General features: G+C 44.4%; 17 protein-coding genes and 2 pseudogenes. 9 read left to right on the plus strand and 10 right to left on the minus strand.

The features are described from left to right. Nucleotide 1: 1 nt before the first annotated feature. The 10 genes and pseudogenes from ACZ1GZ_RS02115 to ACZ1GZ_RS02160 all read right to left on the minus strand — a co-directional run bounded on the left by ACZ1GZ_RS02115 (nucleotide 2) and on the right by ACZ1GZ_RS02160 (nucleotide 9,062). Entirely contained in the window at nucleotides 2-997 is a 996-nt protein-coding gene (locus ACZ1GZ_RS02115) for a BMP family protein (protein WP_472666774.1), read from the minus strand. 128 nt (nucleotides 998-1,125) lie between these two features. Beyond that, a complete protein-coding gene (locus tag ACZ1GZ_RS02120; RefSeq protein WP_472666775.1) occupies nucleotides 1,126-1,992 on the minus strand; it encodes a GNAT family N-acetyltransferase in 867 nt (288 codons plus the stop codon). A gap of 53 nt (nucleotides 1,993-2,045) precedes the next feature. After that, on the minus strand, nucleotides 2,046-2,834 hold the full coding sequence (locus ACZ1GZ_RS02125; RefSeq protein WP_472666776.1) for a transporter substrate-binding domain-containing protein: 789 nt from the start codon (nucleotides 2,832-2,834) through the stop codon (nucleotides 2,046-2,048). Between the two features lie 21 nt (nucleotides 2,835-2,855). Further along, nucleotides 2,856-3,560, minus strand: coding sequence for an amino acid ABC transporter permease (locus ACZ1GZ_RS02130; RefSeq protein WP_472666777.1), 705 nt, complete (start codon nucleotides 3,558-3,560; stop codon nucleotides 2,856-2,858). Further along, nucleotides 3,557-4,234 (minus strand): amino acid ABC transporter permease, encoded by a 678-nt coding sequence (locus ACZ1GZ_RS02135; protein ID WP_472666778.1) that lies wholly within the window; start codon nucleotides 4,232-4,234, stop codon nucleotides 3,557-3,559. The genes ACZ1GZ_RS02130 and ACZ1GZ_RS02135 overlap by 4 nt, the downstream gene beginning before the upstream one ends. Further along, nucleotides 4,234-4,923 carry an aspartate/glutamate racemase family protein gene (locus ACZ1GZ_RS02140; RefSeq protein WP_472666779.1) on the minus strand — a complete coding sequence of 230 codons (690 nt, stop codon included), beginning with the start codon at nucleotides 4,921-4,923 and terminating at the stop codon, nucleotides 4,234-4,236. Before ACZ1GZ_RS02140 ends, ACZ1GZ_RS02135 begins: the two co-directional genes overlap by 1 nt. 3 nt (nucleotides 4,924-4,926) lie before the next feature. Beyond that, nucleotides 4,927-5,766: an ABC transporter permease gene (locus ACZ1GZ_RS02145; protein ID WP_472666780.1), complete on the minus strand. Its 840-nt coding sequence runs from the start codon at nucleotides 5,764-5,766 to the stop codon at nucleotides 4,927-4,929. Between the two features lies 1 nt (nucleotide 5,767). Beyond that, nucleotides 5,768-6,634, minus strand: a complete 867-nt coding sequence (locus ACZ1GZ_RS02150; protein WP_472666781.1) for an ABC transporter permease — start codon at nucleotides 6,632-6,634, stop codon at nucleotides 5,768-5,770. A 77-nt stretch (nucleotides 6,635-6,711) separates the two neighbouring features. Beyond that, nucleotides 6,712-8,004: an ABC transporter substrate-binding protein gene (locus tag ACZ1GZ_RS02155; protein ID WP_472666782.1), complete on the minus strand. Its 1,293-nt coding sequence runs from the start codon at nucleotides 8,002-8,004 to the stop codon at nucleotides 6,712-6,714. A 57-nt stretch (nucleotides 8,005-8,061) separates the two neighbouring features. Beyond that, nucleotides 8,062-9,062, minus strand: a pseudogene (locus ACZ1GZ_RS02160) (ABC transporter ATP-binding protein). A 253-nt stretch (nucleotides 9,063-9,315) separates the two neighbouring features. Between ACZ1GZ_RS02160 and ACZ1GZ_RS02165 the strand changes: the two are divergent. From ACZ1GZ_RS02165 to ACZ1GZ_RS02205, 9 genes and pseudogenes are all read left to right on the plus strand, one after another. Beyond that, the gene (locus ACZ1GZ_RS02165) at nucleotides 9,316-10,026 is read left to right on the plus strand and encodes a GntR family transcriptional regulator (RefSeq protein WP_472666783.1); all 711 of its coding nucleotides are present in this window, start codon (nucleotides 9,316-9,318) and stop codon (nucleotides 10,024-10,026) included. Between the two features lie 121 nt (nucleotides 10,027-10,147). Next, nucleotides 10,148-10,384, plus strand: a complete 237-nt coding sequence (locus ACZ1GZ_RS02170) for an acylphosphatase (RefSeq protein WP_472666784.1) — start codon at nucleotides 10,148-10,150, stop codon at nucleotides 10,382-10,384. Between the two features lie 189 nt (nucleotides 10,385-10,573). Further along, nucleotides 10,574-11,257: a Rieske 2Fe-2S domain-containing protein gene (locus tag ACZ1GZ_RS02175; protein ID WP_472666785.1), complete on the plus strand. Its 684-nt coding sequence runs from the start codon at nucleotides 10,574-10,576 to the stop codon at nucleotides 11,255-11,257. Beyond that, nucleotides 11,254-12,143, plus strand: a pseudogene (locus ACZ1GZ_RS02180) (aromatic ring-hydroxylating dioxygenase subunit alpha). The gene ACZ1GZ_RS02175 and the pseudogene ACZ1GZ_RS02180 overlap by 4 nt, the downstream one beginning before the upstream one ends. Then, nucleotides 12,140-12,847 (plus strand): glutathione S-transferase family protein, encoded by a 708-nt coding sequence (locus ACZ1GZ_RS02185; protein ID WP_472666786.1) that lies wholly within the window; start codon nucleotides 12,140-12,142, stop codon nucleotides 12,845-12,847. Before ACZ1GZ_RS02180 ends, ACZ1GZ_RS02185 begins: the two are co-directional and overlap by 4 nt. Further along, complete coding sequence (locus ACZ1GZ_RS02190) at nucleotides 12,844-14,226, plus strand: amidohydrolase (protein WP_472666787.1); 1,383 nt, start codon at nucleotides 12,844-12,846, stop codon at nucleotides 14,224-14,226. The genes ACZ1GZ_RS02185 and ACZ1GZ_RS02190 overlap by 4 nt, the downstream gene beginning before the upstream one ends. Before the next feature lie 24 nt (nucleotides 14,227-14,250). Beyond that, nucleotides 14,251-15,333 carry a BMP family ABC transporter substrate-binding protein gene (locus ACZ1GZ_RS02195; RefSeq protein WP_472666788.1) on the plus strand — a complete coding sequence of 361 codons (1,083 nt, stop codon included), beginning with the start codon at nucleotides 14,251-14,253 and terminating at the stop codon, nucleotides 15,331-15,333. Nucleotides 15,334-15,400: 67 nt separating this feature from the next. Beyond that, nucleotides 15,401-16,936 carry an ABC transporter ATP-binding protein gene (locus tag ACZ1GZ_RS02200; RefSeq protein WP_472666789.1) on the plus strand — a complete coding sequence of 512 codons (1,536 nt, stop codon included), beginning with the start codon at nucleotides 15,401-15,403 and terminating at the stop codon, nucleotides 16,934-16,936. Continuing rightward, nucleotides 16,926-18,011 carry an ABC transporter permease gene (locus ACZ1GZ_RS02205; protein ID WP_472666790.1) on the plus strand — a complete coding sequence of 362 codons (1,086 nt, stop codon included), beginning with the start codon at nucleotides 16,926-16,928 and terminating at the stop codon, nucleotides 18,009-18,011. The genes ACZ1GZ_RS02200 and ACZ1GZ_RS02205 overlap by 11 nt, the downstream gene beginning before the upstream one ends. Nucleotides 18,012-18,013: the final 2 nt, after the last annotated feature.

Consider the following 18,013-nt stretch of genomic DNA (forward strand, 5'->3'; position numbering starts at 1 on the left):
CTTAAGCTGGTTCATCCATGTTTTGCGGAACTTCAAACGTTCCAGCTTTAATTTGCGCGCGAACACTTTCCATCTCAGCCTCAATATCAGCAGGTGCTACACCCTTCACATAAGTGATGTCGCTGCCACCTTCTTTCATCAAGCCATAGGATGTGTAATCACGGCCAACAGGTTTGCCTGCTGTTACGTCCGCAATTGCAGCGTTTAAGATTGGGCGGAAGTTCCACAATGCATTTGCAAATACAGTGTCTGGGTAACGTGATGTGTAATCGATCAAAGATCCGATAGACTTAATCCCGCGCTCCTTGGCAGCATCGGCAGTACCGATACGCTCGCCAAATAAGATATCAGCACCCGCATCGATTTGCGCCAAACCAGCTTCGCGCGCTTTTGGTGGATCGAAAAATGTACCGATAAAGGTTGTAAGGTGCTTTGCGTCTGGATTAACAGCCTTCACACCTGCAGCAAACGCGTTGATCAACATATTCACTTCAGGGATTGGGATAGCACCAACAGATCCAACAACATTTGATTTCGTCATCTTACCAGCCAACATGCCAGCAAGGTAAGCACCATCAAAATTCCATGTCCCAAATGTTCCAAAATTATCGCCTGAGAATGTACCACTTGAACCCATGACGAACGCAGTTTCTGGATAATCTGCAGCAACAGTACGTGCTTGTTTTTCAACCGGGAATGTCTCACCGATGATGAGCTTTGCACCCTGTTCCGCATACTCACTCATCGCACGTGGATAATCTGTTCCGGATACACCCTCTGAGAAGACATATTCAATCGCACCTTCTGCGGCTGCATCTTGTAGCGCTTTATGAAGAACTGAGTTCCAAGCGTTCTCAACTGGAGAGCCATGGATACCAGCTACTTTGATAGGGCCCATCGCACGCGCCATGGGCATAAATGCACTGGCACCAAGCGCCAATCCGGATGCAAGCACCGTCCGACGAGATAGGTGAATACCGTTTTTGTTTTTTGACATAAAGCTGCTCCTATTTATTTAAATCATAGCGAGACTATGGTTTGACTAATTTAGTGTCAAGCTGTTTTGCTGCTCAAATTTTCAGCAATTATTATGATCAAATCATCACAATTAACTCAATGTTATCATCACCCTAGCTCAAAGGTAGTAATGCCAAATATATATTCAATTTTTACGTTTGGAAAATTTCCGCGATACATTCTTGCTGTTGTGAAAACCGGATCCAGCTCGAGCTCCTCGGCAAGCATAACAGCTTGTGCATTTGGCTCAGGCACATCGAGTGTTATCAAAGATGATGGCGGCACCACAGCAACCAGTGAACAGAGCAATTGCTTTGCAGTTGGAAGGTCTTGTGCAAATAATGGACCAACCTTATAGCCGTCAACACACTTACGAATTACTCCAAATCCTGTGATGGAACCATCTTGTATTGCGACCATGCTTTGGCGATATTCTGGCGCCTCATTGTTTAGCCACGCCCTTAAAAATTGTATACGCTCAACTCCAAAACAAAGCTTGTCGAGCTCTGTGACCTGATCAAGATCACTTTCCAAAAACGGTCTGGTCTGAACACCAACACCCGCCATATTTAATGAGCTTAAATTCTGGTCGGAAACAACGCCTTGATAGCGAATATTCTCATATGCATATCTATAGCCACTTTTGCTATAGTTATCTTGCTGTTCTACAACACCATCTAAACCAATTGTTCGGCCTTTAAGATATGCCATTCCAGCATCCCAAATCTTAAGACCTAATCCCTGGCCACGATATTTAGGATCGACAATATAAAACCCTAAAAAGCCATAATCTGTTCCGTATTTCACAACAGAAATAGAACCGATGATCTCGCCATCCACAACACCAATGAGAAAACCAGAAGGGTCAGCTTTATAAAAAGCCGCAAGGTCTTTAAGCCCGGGGTTCCAACCTTCATTGGTTGCCCATTCAACAGCTGTTTGAAATTCTAAAGGTGTCGCTACTCGAATGTCCATGGGAAGATATAAGATATAAAGCCCCCGGCAAAGGCAAGGGGCTTTTGGGGAATTTATAGGCTTGGCAACGGAGGAAGTTTCTGACCCAACCATTTTTCAGACATGGTGTTTAAATCACCGCCGAGCTTCTTGTGAAGAATGAAAACATTTACCCACTGAAGCAAATCAATGTCACCTTTTTTAAGGCCGATAAATGCAGGCGATTCTTTTATGATGAACTTCGTTTCAATCGATAGATCAGGGTTATCTGCAGATAGTTTTGCAGCAACAGTATTTCCAGTAACTAATACATCTACTTGACCGGACACAAATGCAGATAATGAGGCTGCGTTATCACCAAAACGAATAATTTCCGTACCTTCAGGTGCAGCATCTGTGATTTCCAAATCTTCAAGCGTGCCACCTGTTAAACCAACTTTTTTGCCAGCCAAGTCAGCAACAGATGAAACAGCCATATCAGCGCTAGCAAAAGCACCAGAGAAAAACGGAGCATAGGCAGATGAGAACCAAATTGATTTTGCACGTGAAGGGTTAGCACCCATTGATGAAATCACAAGATCCACTTTATCCGTTTCTAAAAACGGAATCCGTTGCTTAGACGTCACCGGCACCAATTCAAGCTCAACACCTAAATCTTCCGCAATCAACTTTGCAACATCAACATCATAACCTTCATATTCACCTTCAGCCCCTAAAGAACCAAAAGGTGGGAAGTTTTCTGGAATTGCGATCTTAATTGTGCCTGCGGATAAAATATCAGAAAGCTCGGCATTGGCTTGGCCAACAACGCCAACAGCAACAAATGCAGCGGCAGAAATCAGTAGTTTTAGTTTTTTGAACATAGGTATCTCCTTTGTGTTCAGCTAGGGTTTGGGAGGTTGCACACGACCAGGTAGATCAGCCCTTGCTTCTAATCGGCGCGCGAGCTGCGCCAGCGGAAAGCAAAGACCGAAGTAAATTAATGCCATAAGCGGAAAGATGATAAAGGGTTCTGTGCCATCAACGGGCGCGTTGGCCCAACGTTTGCCAATCGCCATCAAATCGTGAAATCCAATGATATAGGCTAGCGAAGTGGCTTTGATGATTTGCACCATAAAACCAACCGTAGGCGGGATAGAGATCTTAAAGGCTTGTGGGAAGATAATAAGACGAAGTATTTTGAAAAATTTAAAACCCAGCGCCTTGCCACCTTCCCATTGCCCCACTGGAAGCGATTGGATGGCGCCGCGCCAAACATCGGCAATATAAGCGCTTGCATAAAGCGTGAGCGCTGAACTTGCGGCAAACCACGGGTCGATATCGATATTAAATAATCTTGGCGCACCCAGCCCGAATAAAAACAACAGCATGAGCAGCGGGGTTGATTGGAAAAGCCAGATATAACCAATTGCTATTTTGTTAAAACGTTTATCAGGCGCGATCCGCATGAGTGTAATCAATAAAGCCATTATGCCTCCGCCAATAAAAGCAATCAGCGAAAGATAAATCGTATATTGTGTCGCTTCGATTAACTGGAAAAGCACAATCCCATAGGGTTTGCCAAAGGCTGAGATAAAGATGTCTTTCATCGCAGCACCTTCCAAGGAAAGAGCTTGTCATGTAACCAAGCAAGACCTGCCTTAAAACTGACAGCAATACCGATATAAAGACATGTCAGCGTGATAAAGACTTCAAAAGATCTGAACGTTCGGCTGTCGATAAATAAACCTGCATAGGTGAGATCACGCACACCAATTTCCGAAATGATGCCAGTCGTTAAAAATAGGAAAATGAACTGACTGTTTAGTGAGGGAAAACTCACAGCGATTGCTTGCGGAAACAACACCTTCCAAAATGTTGTTCGCGGCGGCAAACCCAAAGACGCAGCGGCTTCACTTTGATGATGTGATATGGAACGAAAACTCGAGCGTAGTATTTCTGCAAAATAGCCGGAAAAGTTCAGTGTCAGCGCAAACACCGCATGTGCCCAAAATGGCCATTCATAACCAAGCAACAATGGCAAACCAAATGCGACAAAAAACATTTGAACAATTAGCGGTGTATTACGAATAAACTCCACATATCCTGCCGATATATATTTGATTACAGGCACATTCCAATAACGGCTTAACGCAAGAAATGTCGCGAGGATAAACCCAAAAATTCCAGCTAATATTGTAATATAGATGCTGGTTCCAACACCCTCGGCCAAAAGAAACAGATATTCAGGTTCGCGATATATTTCAAAAAATCGAAATTCCATTAGCTCGCACTTTTCAAGTTAGAAGCTGAAGGATCGGTTAGCGCATAATTTTGCGTCAACTCACATAATTGAACCGCTGCTTGCACCCCATCGATAACCGGTTTACCAAATTCTTGGGTCAATTCCTGAGCCATCTTCGCCATCCCGGCGCAACCCAGCACGACACTATCAATCTTATCCTCGTCAAAGGCTCGAGCGATTTCATCCCGCAAAGTATTTTTGACCGCGCTATCATCTGCCTCCAAATCTAAAACTGGGATGCCTGATGCTCGAACTTTCGCGCATCTATTCTCAAAACCATATCTATTAAGATTGTCTTCAATGATCGGGATAGAAACATCTAGCGTGGTGACAACGGAAAAGCGTGCACCCATGAGCATGGCAACATGAAACCCCGCTTCGCCAATGCCAATGACTGGCATTTTTGCGCAGGCTCGCAAATCCATCAAACCCGTATCATCAAAACAAGCAATGATCACGGCATCGTACCCACCAGATTGATGTTCAAAAACATCAAACAAGCCAGGTAATGCGGCCTCACCATCTTCAGGTCCTTGAATTGATTTCGGTCCATCAATTGGATTAACTGCTGTGATCAAAGTATCTTTTGAAGCAGCTTCTTTTGCTGCCTTACCAATGGAGGCGGTCATAGAAGCAGTGCTATTCGGATTGATCACAAGAATATCCATCGCCTAGACCATCCCGCTATTTGCGTCCGAACCAAGTCGCTTTTTTCGTCTTTGCAGATAAACTGCAACGCCCAAAAAAGTACCGATCATGAGAAATGAAAAGACCGTCGTTAATGTACCCAGCGCATATAGGACAGGCGTTGTCACATTGGTGGTCATACCAAAAATTTCAAGCGGCAATGTGTTATAGGATCCGGCAGTTAATAGCGTTCGGGCGAACTCGTCATAGGAGAGCGTAAACCCAAACAGCGCAACACCAATAAGACTAGGACCGATAATCGGCAAAACCACAAAGCGAATGGTTTGCCACGGGCTAGCGCCAAGATCACGCGCGGCTTCTTCATAGGACTTATCAAAACGGTTAAACACCGCGAACATGATCAACAAGCCAAAGGGTAGCGTCCAGGTGAGCTGAGACCCCAGACCGGATGTTGTCCAATGCACATCCCATCCCAGCTGGTTGAAAATGAGACCAACCCCAAGTGAAATTAAAATGGATGGAATGATGAGGCTGGTGATGACGAGATAAAAGACAAATCCTGAACCTTTAAATTTTTTGCGAAACGCCAAACCGCCCATAACAGAGACGACAACTGTGATGACCATCACCATAAAACCCAGAGCAAAAGAGCGTCTGAACGACCCCCAAATATCACCCACTGCTTGTTGCTCAAACAGGTTATGAAACCAATGCAATGACATCCCGTTCATCGGGAAAGTCAAACCACCATTGGGTCCCTGCAAAGACAAAATTGCAATGGTGATTGTCGGGCCGTAGAGAAAGAGTATGAAAAGCGCGAAAACGAAAGTTAGGACATAAAAAGAAAGGCTGCGGCGCTCCATATCAAAGCTCCTTCCGAATATTAACAAACCGCAACATGATCCCAATTGTGATCAAGACAGTTAGCAGTAAAACCACAGCGGTGGCGCTCGCAGATGGATATTGTAGCAATCCCACATCATTTGAAATCAAGCGCCCGACATTTGCAGATTGGGACCCACTCATAAATCGAACAGTGATGAAGTCGCCCATCACCAGCGTGACGACGAATATGGAACCGATCATGATGCCGGGCTTACAAAGCGGGATAATAACATTTACCAAGGTTTGAAAACCGCTAGCACCAGCATCGCGGGCAGCTTCTAAAAGACTATGATCAATCCGCATCATCGTATTAAAAATCGGAACCACCATGAACAATGTGTATAAATGCACAAACGCTAATATAACGGCGAAATCCGAGAACAATAACCATTCAACGGGTTCACTGATTAAACCAAGCTGGATTAGGGTTTCATTGGCAATTCCATTACGTCCTAAAAACGGAATCCAGGATATCATGCGAATGATATTCGACGTCCAAAACGGGATCGTACACAACAAGAAAAGTGCGATCTGCCACGTGAGGCTCTTAATATGAAATGCTAAATAATACGCGACGGTAAAACCGATTACCAAAGTGATGACCCAGGTTATAAATGCGTATAAGAACGTTTTGAAAAACACCGAATATGTTACGGATGATGAAAATAGAAATTCATAATTATCCCATTGGAATGCGGGATATATTGAAAATTCGGTTGCACCCCAAAAGCTCACAATCACGATCATAATGATTGGCAAAATAAGAAATAGAACAAGAACTATGGCTAAAGGCGATGCGAGCATCCAGCCAATTAAATTGTTTCTTTGCGCTAAAAACTTATACATAAATGGACTGATCCGAACTTGGAAAATTAATGGCATCCAGCCCCGCAGGAGATAACCCGCGAGGCCAGAGATTTGAATTAAGCAGCGATAAATTCGTTCCACTTACGAACCATATATTGGTTCTCATCCATCACAGAGTTCCAACATGCAACCGCACCCATACGATCGATGAATGAACCACCATCACGAACAGCGCCGGCTTTTTCCATCACAACACCTTGTGGGTTAACAATGTCGCCCTGCGCTGGTTTACCTTCGTACCAGAAGCCCCACTCGTCTTCAGACATGAAGTTCTTCGAAGTTTCAGGAACAGCTGAATAGTAACCCTGACGCATGAGGTAACCACCGACCCAGCCAGATAGGTACCAGTTGATGTATTCGTAAGCAGCTTCAAGCTCGATGCCAGACAAGTTAGCAGACAAGCCAAGACCACCACCCCATGAGCGATAGCCTTCTTTAAGCGGCTGATAAACGCATGGAATACCTTTTGAACGAACGGCAGTAATCGCTGGTGACCACATCGATTGGATGACAACTTCGCCAGACGCCATAAGGTTGACCGATTCATCAAACGATTTCCAGAATGCGCGGAATTGGCCTGCTTTTTTCGCTTCGGTGAAGATCTTGAACGTCATATCAATTTCTTCTTTTGTCATATTGCCTTTATCGCCATATGTGTAATCGCCAAGCGCTTCAACAACCATGGCCATATCCATGATACCAATCGATGAAATATCAAGAATAGATGCTTTGCCTTTGAATTCTGGATTCAGCAATTCAGCCCATGTATCAATTGGACGGTTGATCAAATCTGGGCGAATACCAAGTGTATCAGCATTATAAATTGTTGGGATAAGTGTCATCCAGCCTGTTTGTTCTTTTGCAAACTCTTTACCATTGACGCTATCGGTAAATCCTACCGTGTGAGGTGCTGTACCTTGCGCGATTTCGCTTGTTGGCGTTAATTTACCGGATGTAAATGTCCCAGCGATCTTGTCATAGTTTTTGATCTTTGACACGTCCATCGCCTGCAGATTTCCTGTTGGCCAAACCTTTTTACAGATCCAGTATTCGATGTCTGCAATATCAAAGCTCTTAGGCTGAGTGGCAGCGCGCTGTGTTACGCTATCACTATCAAGCGCAGTCATTTCAAGCGTAAAGCCAAGATCTTCCTTCACCTTTACTGCAACGTCATTTAGATTTGAAACACCAGTACCAAACTGGCGAAGCGTGACGTTCTTAATGTTCTGCGCCCAAATAGTTGGAAAGCCTGTGATGGCCCCAGAACCAAGTGCTGCACCGGCTGTTGCTGCTGTTCCCTTCAGAAGCGATCTTCTTGAAAGACCCTTTTTTTCATTTTGTGTTGTCATTTTAGTTCCTTCTTTTGTTTTAGTTTTGGCCCCAAACTCTAAAGGCCAGGTCTTCACTTAATTCGACAACGCGCGAACATCCTCAGCCTTCCAACTAAGGTAGACGCTGTCCCCGATTTCGAATGGATTTTGGAAAAACGTTTGATCAGACAAATTTACGGAAATTTCGCCAAGCTCATCAGTTTTTGCAGAGACTTGAACATTGGTTCCCAAATATTCAATCTCTTCAATTTTGCTGACATAACTTGCAGCGATATCTTTTGCTGACTTCTGTTTTTTCGAAGTCATAATTTTATCACTTCGAATGGCCTTGAGTTGCCCATCATGGGAGATCACATTGTGGCCACCCATAAAACGAGCAATAAACTCAGTTTCAGGCTTGTTAAATACATCAATGGGAGAGCCCGCTTGCTCGATTTTCCCATCATGCATCACCACGATATTATCAGCCAATGCCATCGCCTCATCCTGCGAATGGGTAACGTGCACAAAAGAGATGCCCAAGCTGCGCTGAAGCTTTTTCAACTCCACACGCATCTTAAGCCTTAAAAAGGGATCCAGGGCAGACAACGGCTCGTCGAGTAAAAGGATGGATGGCCGAGTTATCAGCGCACGTGCAAGGGCCACGCGCTGTTGTTGCCCCCTGAAAGCTGTTCGGGAAAGCGCTCAGCATATTGGTTCATGTCAACCAATTCGAGCATAGCTTTCGCCTTTTCATGTCGTTCAGACTTATCAATATTTTTGATTTTCATGCTGAAAGCGACATTGTCTAAAACGCTGAGATGCGGAAATAGCGCATAGTTTTGAAACATCATCGCTGTACCGCGTTCAGCAGGTGCAAGATTTGTGATATTCTTACCGCCTAAAATGATATCGCCTTCTGTTGCGATTTCATGCCCGGCGATCATCCGCAAAGTTGATGACTTGCCACACCCCGATGGCCCTAGCAGACAAGTATAGCTAGCCTTGGGAATTTTAAGCCCAATATTATCAACAGCCTTTACATCACCGTAAAGCTTGGTCAGTGCCACCAATTCTAGTTCAGTATCTTTACTCATAACACCTCTGCAACTTCGATAGTGTTTATCTTGCACGAACTATGCCAAGTGAAAGGTGATTGAACTAAGCCATTGATATTATTGAATTTTAAAAAAGATAACTATTTTTACGACTCTCAAAAGACAAAGAAATGCCTAAAATTTATACAATATGATTAAAGATTGTATACAATATAGAATTGATATTGTTGACACTTTGGACTAGCTATGGTCATAAGGATAAATCTTATCACAAGTTACTATCTGGATACCTATGGGCGCGCGAGCTTCACACTACCAAAACCTGACCGATCTGCCCGAAGGCAAGGCAAGAGATATCTATATTGAGTTGCAAAAAGCAATTTTATCACATGCTTTACTGCCCGGCGTTAAGCTATCCGAGGATGAAGTGGGGGATCTATTTGGTGCCAGCCGAACCATTGTAAGAACAGCGTTACAAGCGCTATCACATTCCCAACTTGTTTCTATTGAGAAAAACCGCGGAGCGTTTATCGCCCAACCGTCTGTGAAGGAAGCGCAGGAAGTATTTGAAGCACGCGAACTCATTGAGCCGCGTGTTGCCGGCATGGCCGCTAAGATCATCACGCCAAAAGACATCGAGATCTTGCACAATCATATCGAAGCCGAACATGCGGCGATGGCCGCAGGTGACAGAGGTGAAGCCCTATCGCTATCAGGGTTTTTCCATGTCATAATCGCCGATATCGCAGAGCATGAAGTCTTTAGCAAGATTGTGCGGTCACTCATTTCTAGATCATCACTGATTATCGCTCTTTATTGGAAACGCTTGGATACCACTTGCGAAAGCCATTCCCATCACGCACTCTTAGACGCCTTTGCCAAGAATGATGTGCAGGCAGCCGAAGAGATTATGAAAAGCCATATTGTTGATCTTCACTCAGGTCTGGATTTAAAGAGCCACCCGCAAACAAAACAAAACCTGGCATCTATACTGAAGAAATAATTTTTACACAGACAAAACTGATTTATGCGCGATGAGTTCCTTCTTTTTAACAAAAACTCAAAGCAGATCATGTTGCCTTTTAGTGGGTTCGTGATAATTTCGTCACAAGAAGGGTCCAGCTATGCAAGATGTAATCACACAAAACTTTAAAATGCTTGGCGATTTCGAAACAGAGAAGTTTCAGCTATGGATGCTTCATCGTGCAAATGTTTTAGATGTGAATGTGACGGTAAAATCTGCCAGCCCATCCCTTATGGAAATTTGCGCATCAGGCCACCCAATTCTTATAGAAGCATTTGAAATAGCTTGTAGCCTCGGCCCAATGGAATCAACCGTTGAGAGTATCGTTGCGGCCTAATAGATCAAAAAACGACACATAATCGCTCTTGCCTAAAAATTGCGCAAAAATTTGCGTGGTGAATTTATTTGCACAATAGGCTGGACAGCGGCAATAATCTGTGGGTAAATTTCAGCCGATCATTAATTGGGGCTGAGTAAAACGGCAATATTAGCAAAATGTGTATTGCGTTTTCTTCAAGGATTTCAAATGGCTAATGTCGCTATTGGTTTAAGTCAGAATTTGCCGAATGGGCGTGTTATGCGCGCTATCGTTCATGAGCAAGACCTTGTGGTTTGGCGCAGCAAATCTGGCAATTTGTCTGCTTGGGATAATCGTTGCCCACATCGTGGCATGCGTTTATCCCACGGATTTGTCCGTGGCGAAGCACTGGCATGTGTTTACCACGGCTGGCATTATGACAAGAAAGCCACCTGCCGATATATCCCAGCCCATCCAGAATTAGAGCCGCCTGAAACGATCAAAGCACAAGCTTACAGCTCAACCGAAAAAGGTGGTATAATTTGGGTCAATATTGACGGTCACGCAACCGAACCATCCATTGACGACAATCTTTCTCCACTTCGTTCTATTAGTTTTAATTGCCCGATTGATGTTGTCCAAAATGTCATTGGCAATTCGGATCTTCCAAATTTTGGCACCGAGCTAGACAATATCGATATCGATAAACCAAGCAGCGATCGCTGGGTGCTTCATTTTAACGAAACTAAAGCAATCTTACATTTATTTTTTCAAATGCTGCCAAACCAATCTTGCTCCATCCACGCTTTGTTAAGCGGCGAACATCAGGCTAGTTTGAAGAAAAACATGTCACATTTTTTAGAATTTATTCGCCGTGCGGCTGAACAACAGTTCAAGGCGACAGCGATATGAGCGCATTAGATCAAGCAAAACAATATTGGTATCCAATTGGTATGCTTGCCAGCATTCCAACTTATCCTAAAACACGACAAACCAAGCTTTTAGGGATGGATATCGAACTCTCAAAACATTCCGATGGTCGTATAATTGTAACCCATGGGGAAAAAATTGGCTCACAAAACAAGCCTATGACCATCTTTGGACCAGCCCTTCAGCAACACCAAAATCTCTTTTTGATGTCCCCGAAGCAGACGAAAAAGATCGCAGATTTGTGCCATGCGGTGTTGTTCGAGTGAGATGCTCGCCACTTCGTGCAGTTGAAAATTTTTTAGACATCGCGCATTTCCCATTTGTTCACACAGATATTTTGGGCTCTGAACCACACACAGAAGTTGAACCTTATTCAGTTGATATCGATGATGATAAAGACGAAGTCATCGCCACAAAGGTGAAATTCTACCAGCCACAAGCCGCAAAATCTGCCAGTGATGGCATTATTACAGATTATGTTTATCGCGTACCTTCGCCGATGAACGCTATTTTGTACAAAACCTGCCCAACGCGTGATGATGTGCAGGATGTGATTGCTATTTTCGTGCAGCCGATCGACGAGGAAACATGTGATGTCTGGCCATGGATGGCACTTTATGATGACGAAAGTACAATGGCGGATATGATTGAGTTTCAACAACTAATCTTCCTACAAGACAGATCCATATTGGAAAATCAGGTTCCCACAAAATTGCCGCTCGATCCTAAAATGGAAATTCCAACACGTGCTGACCTGACCTCCATCGCATATCGACGCTGGCTAAAGCGACGTGGCGCACTTTACGGGGCACTTTTAAACCCTGCTGAAAAACCTACAGACACGAGCAATTCGGTGGCCGCGGAATGAGTTTTACCCTGTATGATTATGCTCTGTCGGGCAACTGTTACAAAATTCGACTTTTCGCCAGCATTCTAAAAATAGAGTATAGCCGCATTGCCGTTGAGTTTTATCCAGCAGCTGAACATCGATCTGAAGAAATGCTCGCGATTTCACCCGCCGGCACGTTACCCATCTTAAAAACAGATGACATGGTTTTAAGCGAAACCTCTGCTATGCTTTACTGGATGGCAAAAAATTATAACGCCCCTGATCACTGGTGGCCGGAAAACGAGATCACTGTACAAGCACAGATTATGCATTGGATGGGCTTTGCATCAGACTTAACTGCTACCATCGGTCAAGGTCGTCTTCATGCACTATTTCAAACACCGATTGATAAAGACAAAATGATCAAAGGCGGACGGGCGGCTTTGCGCAAAATTGAAGCCCACCTGACCGAACAATCATTTGACGGATTTTCATTCCTGACAGGTGACAAACCAACGATCGCGGATATTGCCTGCTTTCCCTACGTCGCGTTAAGCCCTGATGTTGGCGCGAATATCGGCTTGGATCACGATGATTATCCGGCAATCCGCAATTGGATTTATGCAATTAAATCGCTGGAAGGCTTTATCCCCATGCCAGGCATTTATGCAATGCATGAGCTTAAAGATCATGAAATCGACTACGGCGCACAAAAACCTTCGACCGCAGGAGCTGGCAAATGAGTTACCTTTTGCTAAAATCGTGCGAAGCTATTGTTACCTGCAACCATGATGGACAAATCCATAGAGGTTGTGATCTTCTTATCAAAGATAACCAAATCGAAAAAATTGCAGTCGATATTGATGTCAGTGATTTGCCTGATAACCTCGAGATCATTGATGCAACCGGACACTTTATCTATCCTGGATTAATCAACACGCATCACCATTTCTTCCAATGTTTTGTGCGCAACAATGCTCACCTTGATTGGACAAAATATTCCGTCATTGAATGGCTGGATTTAATTTACCCGATATTTTCTCGCCTCGACGAAGAGTGTTTTTATCACTCCTCAATTGTAGCCATGGCGGAACTGATCAAGCACGGATGTACAACAGCATTTGATCACCAGTATAATTTCCCGCGCCATGCTGGTAAAAACATTGTTGATCGACAGTTTGAAGCAGCTGAATTGTTAGGCATGCGTTTTCATGCAGGACGCGGTGGCAACACTTTGCCAAAATCTGAAGGCAGCACTATCCCTGATGAGATGCTCGAAACGACAGATGAGTTCATTTCTGACTGTGAGCGCTTGATCGATAAATACCATAATCCTGAAAAGTTCTCGATGCGCCAAGTCGCTGTTGCGCCTTGCCAACCGGTCAATTCTTACAAAGAGACATTTGTTGAAAGCATCAAACTTGCTCGTGATAAAAACGTGCTGTTGCACACGCATTTGGGTGAAGGTGAAAGCGAAGTTATCAAAGAGCGCACAGGCATGCGAACCGTCGACTGGTGCGAAGATATTGGCTTTTTGGGGCGCGATGTTTGGCTGGCTCATTGTTGGGAACTAAACGGTTCTGAGATTGAAAAACTCGCTTCGACACAAACCGGCGTGTCACACTGTCCTGAACCCGTCTATCTTGTTGGCGCGGAAGTCACACCCATTGCCGAAATGGCATCAAAAGGCGTACGCGTGAGCCTCGGCGTAGATGGCGCTGCATCCAATGACAATTCAAACTTAATGCACTGCATCCATAGCTCATACATGCTTCAAGCACTTGTTGCTGATCAACATGATTTTGTTGTACCGCAGCCGAAAGAGTTTTTAAACTTTGCCACAAAAGGTGGAGCCGATTGCCTGGGCCGATCTGACATCGGCTTGTTAAAAGAAGGCATGGCGGCAGATCTGTTCGCCATCAATATCAACAAACTAGAATATGTCGGAGCACGGCATGCCCCAGAAAGCCTAATCGCAAAACTGGGTATCGGAACTTCGGTTGATTTGACCATCATCAATGGGAAAGTTGTGTGGCGAAATGGTGAATTAATTGGCCTTGATGAAGACATGCTGGTGGCTGAAGCCTCGGCACATGTAGAACGCGTAATTTACAAACAATAAGAACCCAAACAGGAGAAACCTAACATGAAACTTAACAGCTTAAAGAAAATGGCGCTTGCAGCAGCAATGTCGGTTGCAGCTTTTGGCGCAACTGCGAAAGCAGAAACGCTTGACATCGGTGTATTACTTCCATCACCAATTGCCGATGTGGGTTGGTCGCATGCCCTTGTGGAAGGCTTTAACACAGTTAAAGAAAAATACGGCGATAAAGTTAACCTCAACATCGTTGAAAACATCCAAGAAGGTCCAGATGCAGACCGCATCATGAACAAAATGGTTGGCGATGGTAACAAGTTTTTATTGCTCGGTTCATTTGGTTATATGAATGGTGGCTTGAAGCTTGCTCAGCGTAACCCTGACATGTCATTCATTCATGCATCAGGCTATAAAACTGCAAAGAACTTCTCACCGTTCACAGCTAAATATTTCGAAGGTGCTTATCTGATGGGCATGGCAGCTGCGGAACTTACCAAAACAAAAAAACTTGGTGTTGTATCTGCTTTTGCGATCCCAGAATTGATTTCGACCATTAATGGTTTCACCTTAGGTGCACGCTCAATTGATCCAGAAATTACTGTCGATGTGATTTGGATTAACTCCTGGTTTGACCCTGCGAAAGCACAAGCATCTGCAAAGGCATTAATCGCACAAGGTGCTGACATCTTGTTCTCAAATGCGCAAGACACCCCTTCTGTTGTATCCGTGGGTGAAGAAGAAGGTGCATATGTGTTTAATTTGAATAGCTCGATGAAAGAATATGCGCCAACGAAATATCTTGGCGTTGTGAAAACCGATTGGGCACCTTTCTTCACAGCATCCGTAGAAGCACATATGGCAGGTAGTTTTGATGGTCAAAACCAATGGCTTGGCATGAAAGAAGATGTCGTTGTGAGCGAGGACTGGAACTCAGATATCAGCGCAGAAATGATGGCAAAGATCAAAGCCGTTGAAGCTGAAATCGCATCTGGGGCACGTCACGTCTACGATGGTCCAATTCTAAACCAAGCGGGCGAAGAAATCGTCGCTGCTGGTTCTCGCCTAGAAGACGGCGCTATTTTGGGCATCGATTGGCACGTTCAAGGTGTAAACTCACCTCTACCAAAATAATAATCAGATGCCCCGGTATATAATATCGGGGCATTTCACCAATCTCGGATGAACGGAACGAACCACAATGCACAATGATCAATCTTCGCTATTATCTTTGCGAGGCCTTACAAAAATATATGGTTCATTGGTTGCCAATGATGCGGTTGATTTAGACGTATCTCCTGGTTCAATTCATGCGGTACTAGGTGAAAACGGCGCCGGGAAATCAACACTCATGAAACTTGCCTATGGCGTTGTTCCGCCTGATGCAGGTGAGATTTTTTGGCAAGGTGAAAAAATAGATCATTGGAACACATCAATTGCCCGCGAGCTCGGCATCGGCATGGTTTTCCAACACTTTTCTTTGTTTGAAACACTTTCCGTTGTTGAAAACATAGCTCTGACTATCAAGGGCACACGTAAAGAGCTCATCGAACGCATTAAAGACGTGAGTCAAGAATACCAACTTGAGATCGAGCCCGATGCCATGGTGAGCTCTCTTTCTGTTGGTCAACGACAGCGCGTTGAAATCATTCGCTGCTTGTTACAAGATTTAAAACTTCTCATTTTGGACGAACCAACTTCAGTTCTGCCGCCACAGCATGTGCGCTCCCTATTTGACGCGTTGCGAAAACTCCAAGACAATGGTGTTGCGATTTTATATATTTCTCACAAGCTTGAAGAAATTCGTGAGCTTTGCGACACCGCAACCATTTTACGAAATGGTAAGGTAACCGGTGTCATTGATCCGAATAAAAAGAGCGCCCATGAATTGGCAACTTTAATGATTGGTCGAGACATTCCAAAAATCGAACAACGCCAAAGCACTAACAAAAGTGAAAATGCTGTCCTAAACATTACAAATTTGTCGGTGAAAAACTCAGATCCATTTGGGCCAGAACTTAAAAATATCAATTTGTCAGTGTTCGGCGGAGAGATCGTTGGCATCGCCGGTGTTTCCGGAAATGGTCAACAAGAGTTGGGCCGGATAATCTCTGGCGAAGATATAAGACGTGATCTCACCCCATCTTCAATCGAAATTTTAGGCCAGTCCGTCACCGATAAGGATGTGACTAGCCGTCGGGACTTGGGATTTTCATTTGTACCGGAAGAAAGATTAGGCAGAGGTGCTGTTCCACCAATGAGCCTTAATCAAAATACACTGCTCACAGCATTTAAAGATGGCATGTTGAAAAACGGCTTCATACAAAACAGTGTCGTGACCCAATTCACTCAAAAATGTATTAACGATTTTAAGGTCAAATGTTCTGGCACATCTGCTGCCGCAAACTCATTATCTGGTGGAAACTTACAAAAATTTCTGGTTGGCCGAGAGTTGATGCTAGCTCCAAAATTCCTGTTTATGTCACAGCCCACCTGGGGTGTTGATGTGGGGGCGGCAAACGAAATACGCCAAAAGCTTATTAGCTTACGAGAGAGTGGTGTTGCGATTTTGGTTATATCAGAAGAGCTAGAAGAGCTGTTTGAAATCACCGACCGAATTTATGTATTACGCAGCGGTCGGCTCTCACCATCGCTGACAACAAGTGAAGTCACACCCGATGAAATTGGTGAATATATGATTGGTGAGACGCGCGAGGAGACCGAACATGCAGTTTGAATTTGAACGGCGCGTAACGCCATCAAGACGCGTTATGTTGGCCGTCCCTTTCATCACAATCGCCATCACTGTTTTTCTAAGCGGCATCATGTTGCTATTGCAGGGCAAGTCAGTTGGCCTGACATTTTATGCGTTTTTCATCGAACCTTTTGAAAGCGCCTATTCAATATCTGAAATTTTTCTAAAATTTGGACCGCTATTATTAATCGCGCAAGCACTTGCGATCGGTTTTCGCGCCAAAATTTGGAATATCGGCGCTGAGGGTCAGATGATAATGGGCGCCATCGCTGCTGGATCCGTGCCGGTATTTTTGACTGATTCACATTCAATATTGATATTACCTGCAATGATCGTTCTCGGCGCATTGGGCGGCATGGCCTGGGCAGCAATCGCTGCGTTTTTAAAGACCAAATACAATGCCAACGAGATTTTAGTTACATTGATGCTGACGTCCATTGCCCTGCAAGTTTTATATTATCTTCTGCTTGGCCCCTGGAAAGATCCAATGGGCTTTAATTTCCCGCAGACTGTTATGTTCCAAGATGCAGCTCTATTTCCCCCAATCGTCTTTGGTTACCGGTTGAACTGGTCGCTGATCATTCCAATCTTGTTCACTATTTTTGCCTGGATTTACATGGAAAAGCGCTTCGGAGGGTTTCAGCTTGTTGTTGGTGGCCTTGCCCCACAAGCAGCAACTTATGCCGGTTTCAGCTCAAAAGGTGCGGTTTGGAAAAGTCTTCTGATCGCAGGCATGGCAGCAGGACTTGCAGGCATGAGTGAAGTCGCAGGTCCTATCGGACAATTACAACGTTCAATCACATCTGGATATGGTTACTCCGCCATCATTGTTGCCTATTTAGGCGCTCTCCACCCAATCGGCATTATCTTCGCAGCTTTCTTCTTAGCGGTTATTCATATTGGTGGTGATATAGCACTCGTCTCAGCAGATCTGCCCATTAGTTCAGTTCACATCTTCCAAGGCCTTTTGCTCGTAACGTATCTAGCTACATATACATTTGTAAATTACCGCCTTAAGCCAAACAAGATCAAACAAGAACAGATGGAGGGTGCATAATC

It is taken from the genome of Lentilitoribacter sp. JB5-8 (genome assembly GCF_055693385.1).

Coding starts and splice junctions, on each gene's coding strand:
- ACZ1GZ_RS02145 (WP_472666780.1), bottom strand. CDS start 5,766: ATGGAGCGCCGCAGCCTTTCTTTTTATGTCCTAACTTTCGTTTTCGCG.
- ACZ1GZ_RS02175 (WP_472666785.1), top strand. CDS start 10,574: ATGGCTAATGTCGCTATTGGTTTAAGTCAGAATTTGCCGAATGGGCGT.
- ACZ1GZ_RS02185 (WP_472666786.1), top strand. CDS start 12,140: ATGAGTTTTACCCTGTATGATTATGCTCTGTCGGGCAACTGTTACAAA.
- ACZ1GZ_RS02170 (WP_472666784.1), top strand. CDS start 10,148: ATGCAAGATGTAATCACACAAAACTTTAAAATGCTTGGCGATTTCGAA.
- ACZ1GZ_RS02140 (WP_472666779.1), bottom strand. CDS start 4,923: ATGGATATTCTTGTGATCAATCCGAATAGCACTGCTTCTATGACCGCC.
- ACZ1GZ_RS02120 (WP_472666775.1), bottom strand. CDS start 1,992: ATGGACATTCGAGTAGCGACACCTTTAGAATTTCAAACAGCTGTTGAA.
- ACZ1GZ_RS02190 (WP_472666787.1), top strand. CDS start 12,844: ATGAGTTACCTTTTGCTAAAATCGTGCGAAGCTATTGTTACCTGCAAC.
- ACZ1GZ_RS02155 (WP_472666782.1), bottom strand. CDS start 8,004: ATGACAACACAAAATGAAAAAAAGGGTCTTTCAAGAAGATCGCTTCTG.
- ACZ1GZ_RS02205 (WP_472666790.1), top strand. CDS start 16,926: ATGCAGTTTGAATTTGAACGGCGCGTAACGCCATCAAGACGCGTTATG.
- ACZ1GZ_RS02115 (WP_472666774.1), bottom strand. CDS start 997: ATGTCAAAAAACAAAAACGGTATTCACCTATCTCGTCGGACGGTGCTT.
- ACZ1GZ_RS02200 (WP_472666789.1), top strand. CDS start 15,401: ATGCACAATGATCAATCTTCGCTATTATCTTTGCGAGGCCTTACAAAA.
- ACZ1GZ_RS02165 (WP_472666783.1), top strand. CDS start 9,316: ATGGGCGCGCGAGCTTCACACTACCAAAACCTGACCGATCTGCCCGAA.
- ACZ1GZ_RS02130 (WP_472666777.1), bottom strand. CDS start 3,560: ATGAAAGACATCTTTATCTCAGCCTTTGGCAAACCCTATGGGATTGTG.
- ACZ1GZ_RS02125 (WP_472666776.1), bottom strand. CDS start 2,834: ATGTTCAAAAAACTAAAACTACTGATTTCTGCCGCTGCATTTGTTGCT.
- ACZ1GZ_RS02195 (WP_472666788.1), top strand. CDS start 14,251: ATGAAACTTAACAGCTTAAAGAAAATGGCGCTTGCAGCAGCAATGTCG.
- ACZ1GZ_RS02135 (WP_472666778.1), bottom strand. CDS start 4,234: ATGGAATTTCGATTTTTTGAAATATATCGCGAACCTGAATATCTGTTT.
- ACZ1GZ_RS02150 (WP_472666781.1), bottom strand. CDS start 6,634: ATGTATAAGTTTTTAGCGCAAAGAAACAATTTAATTGGCTGGATGCTC.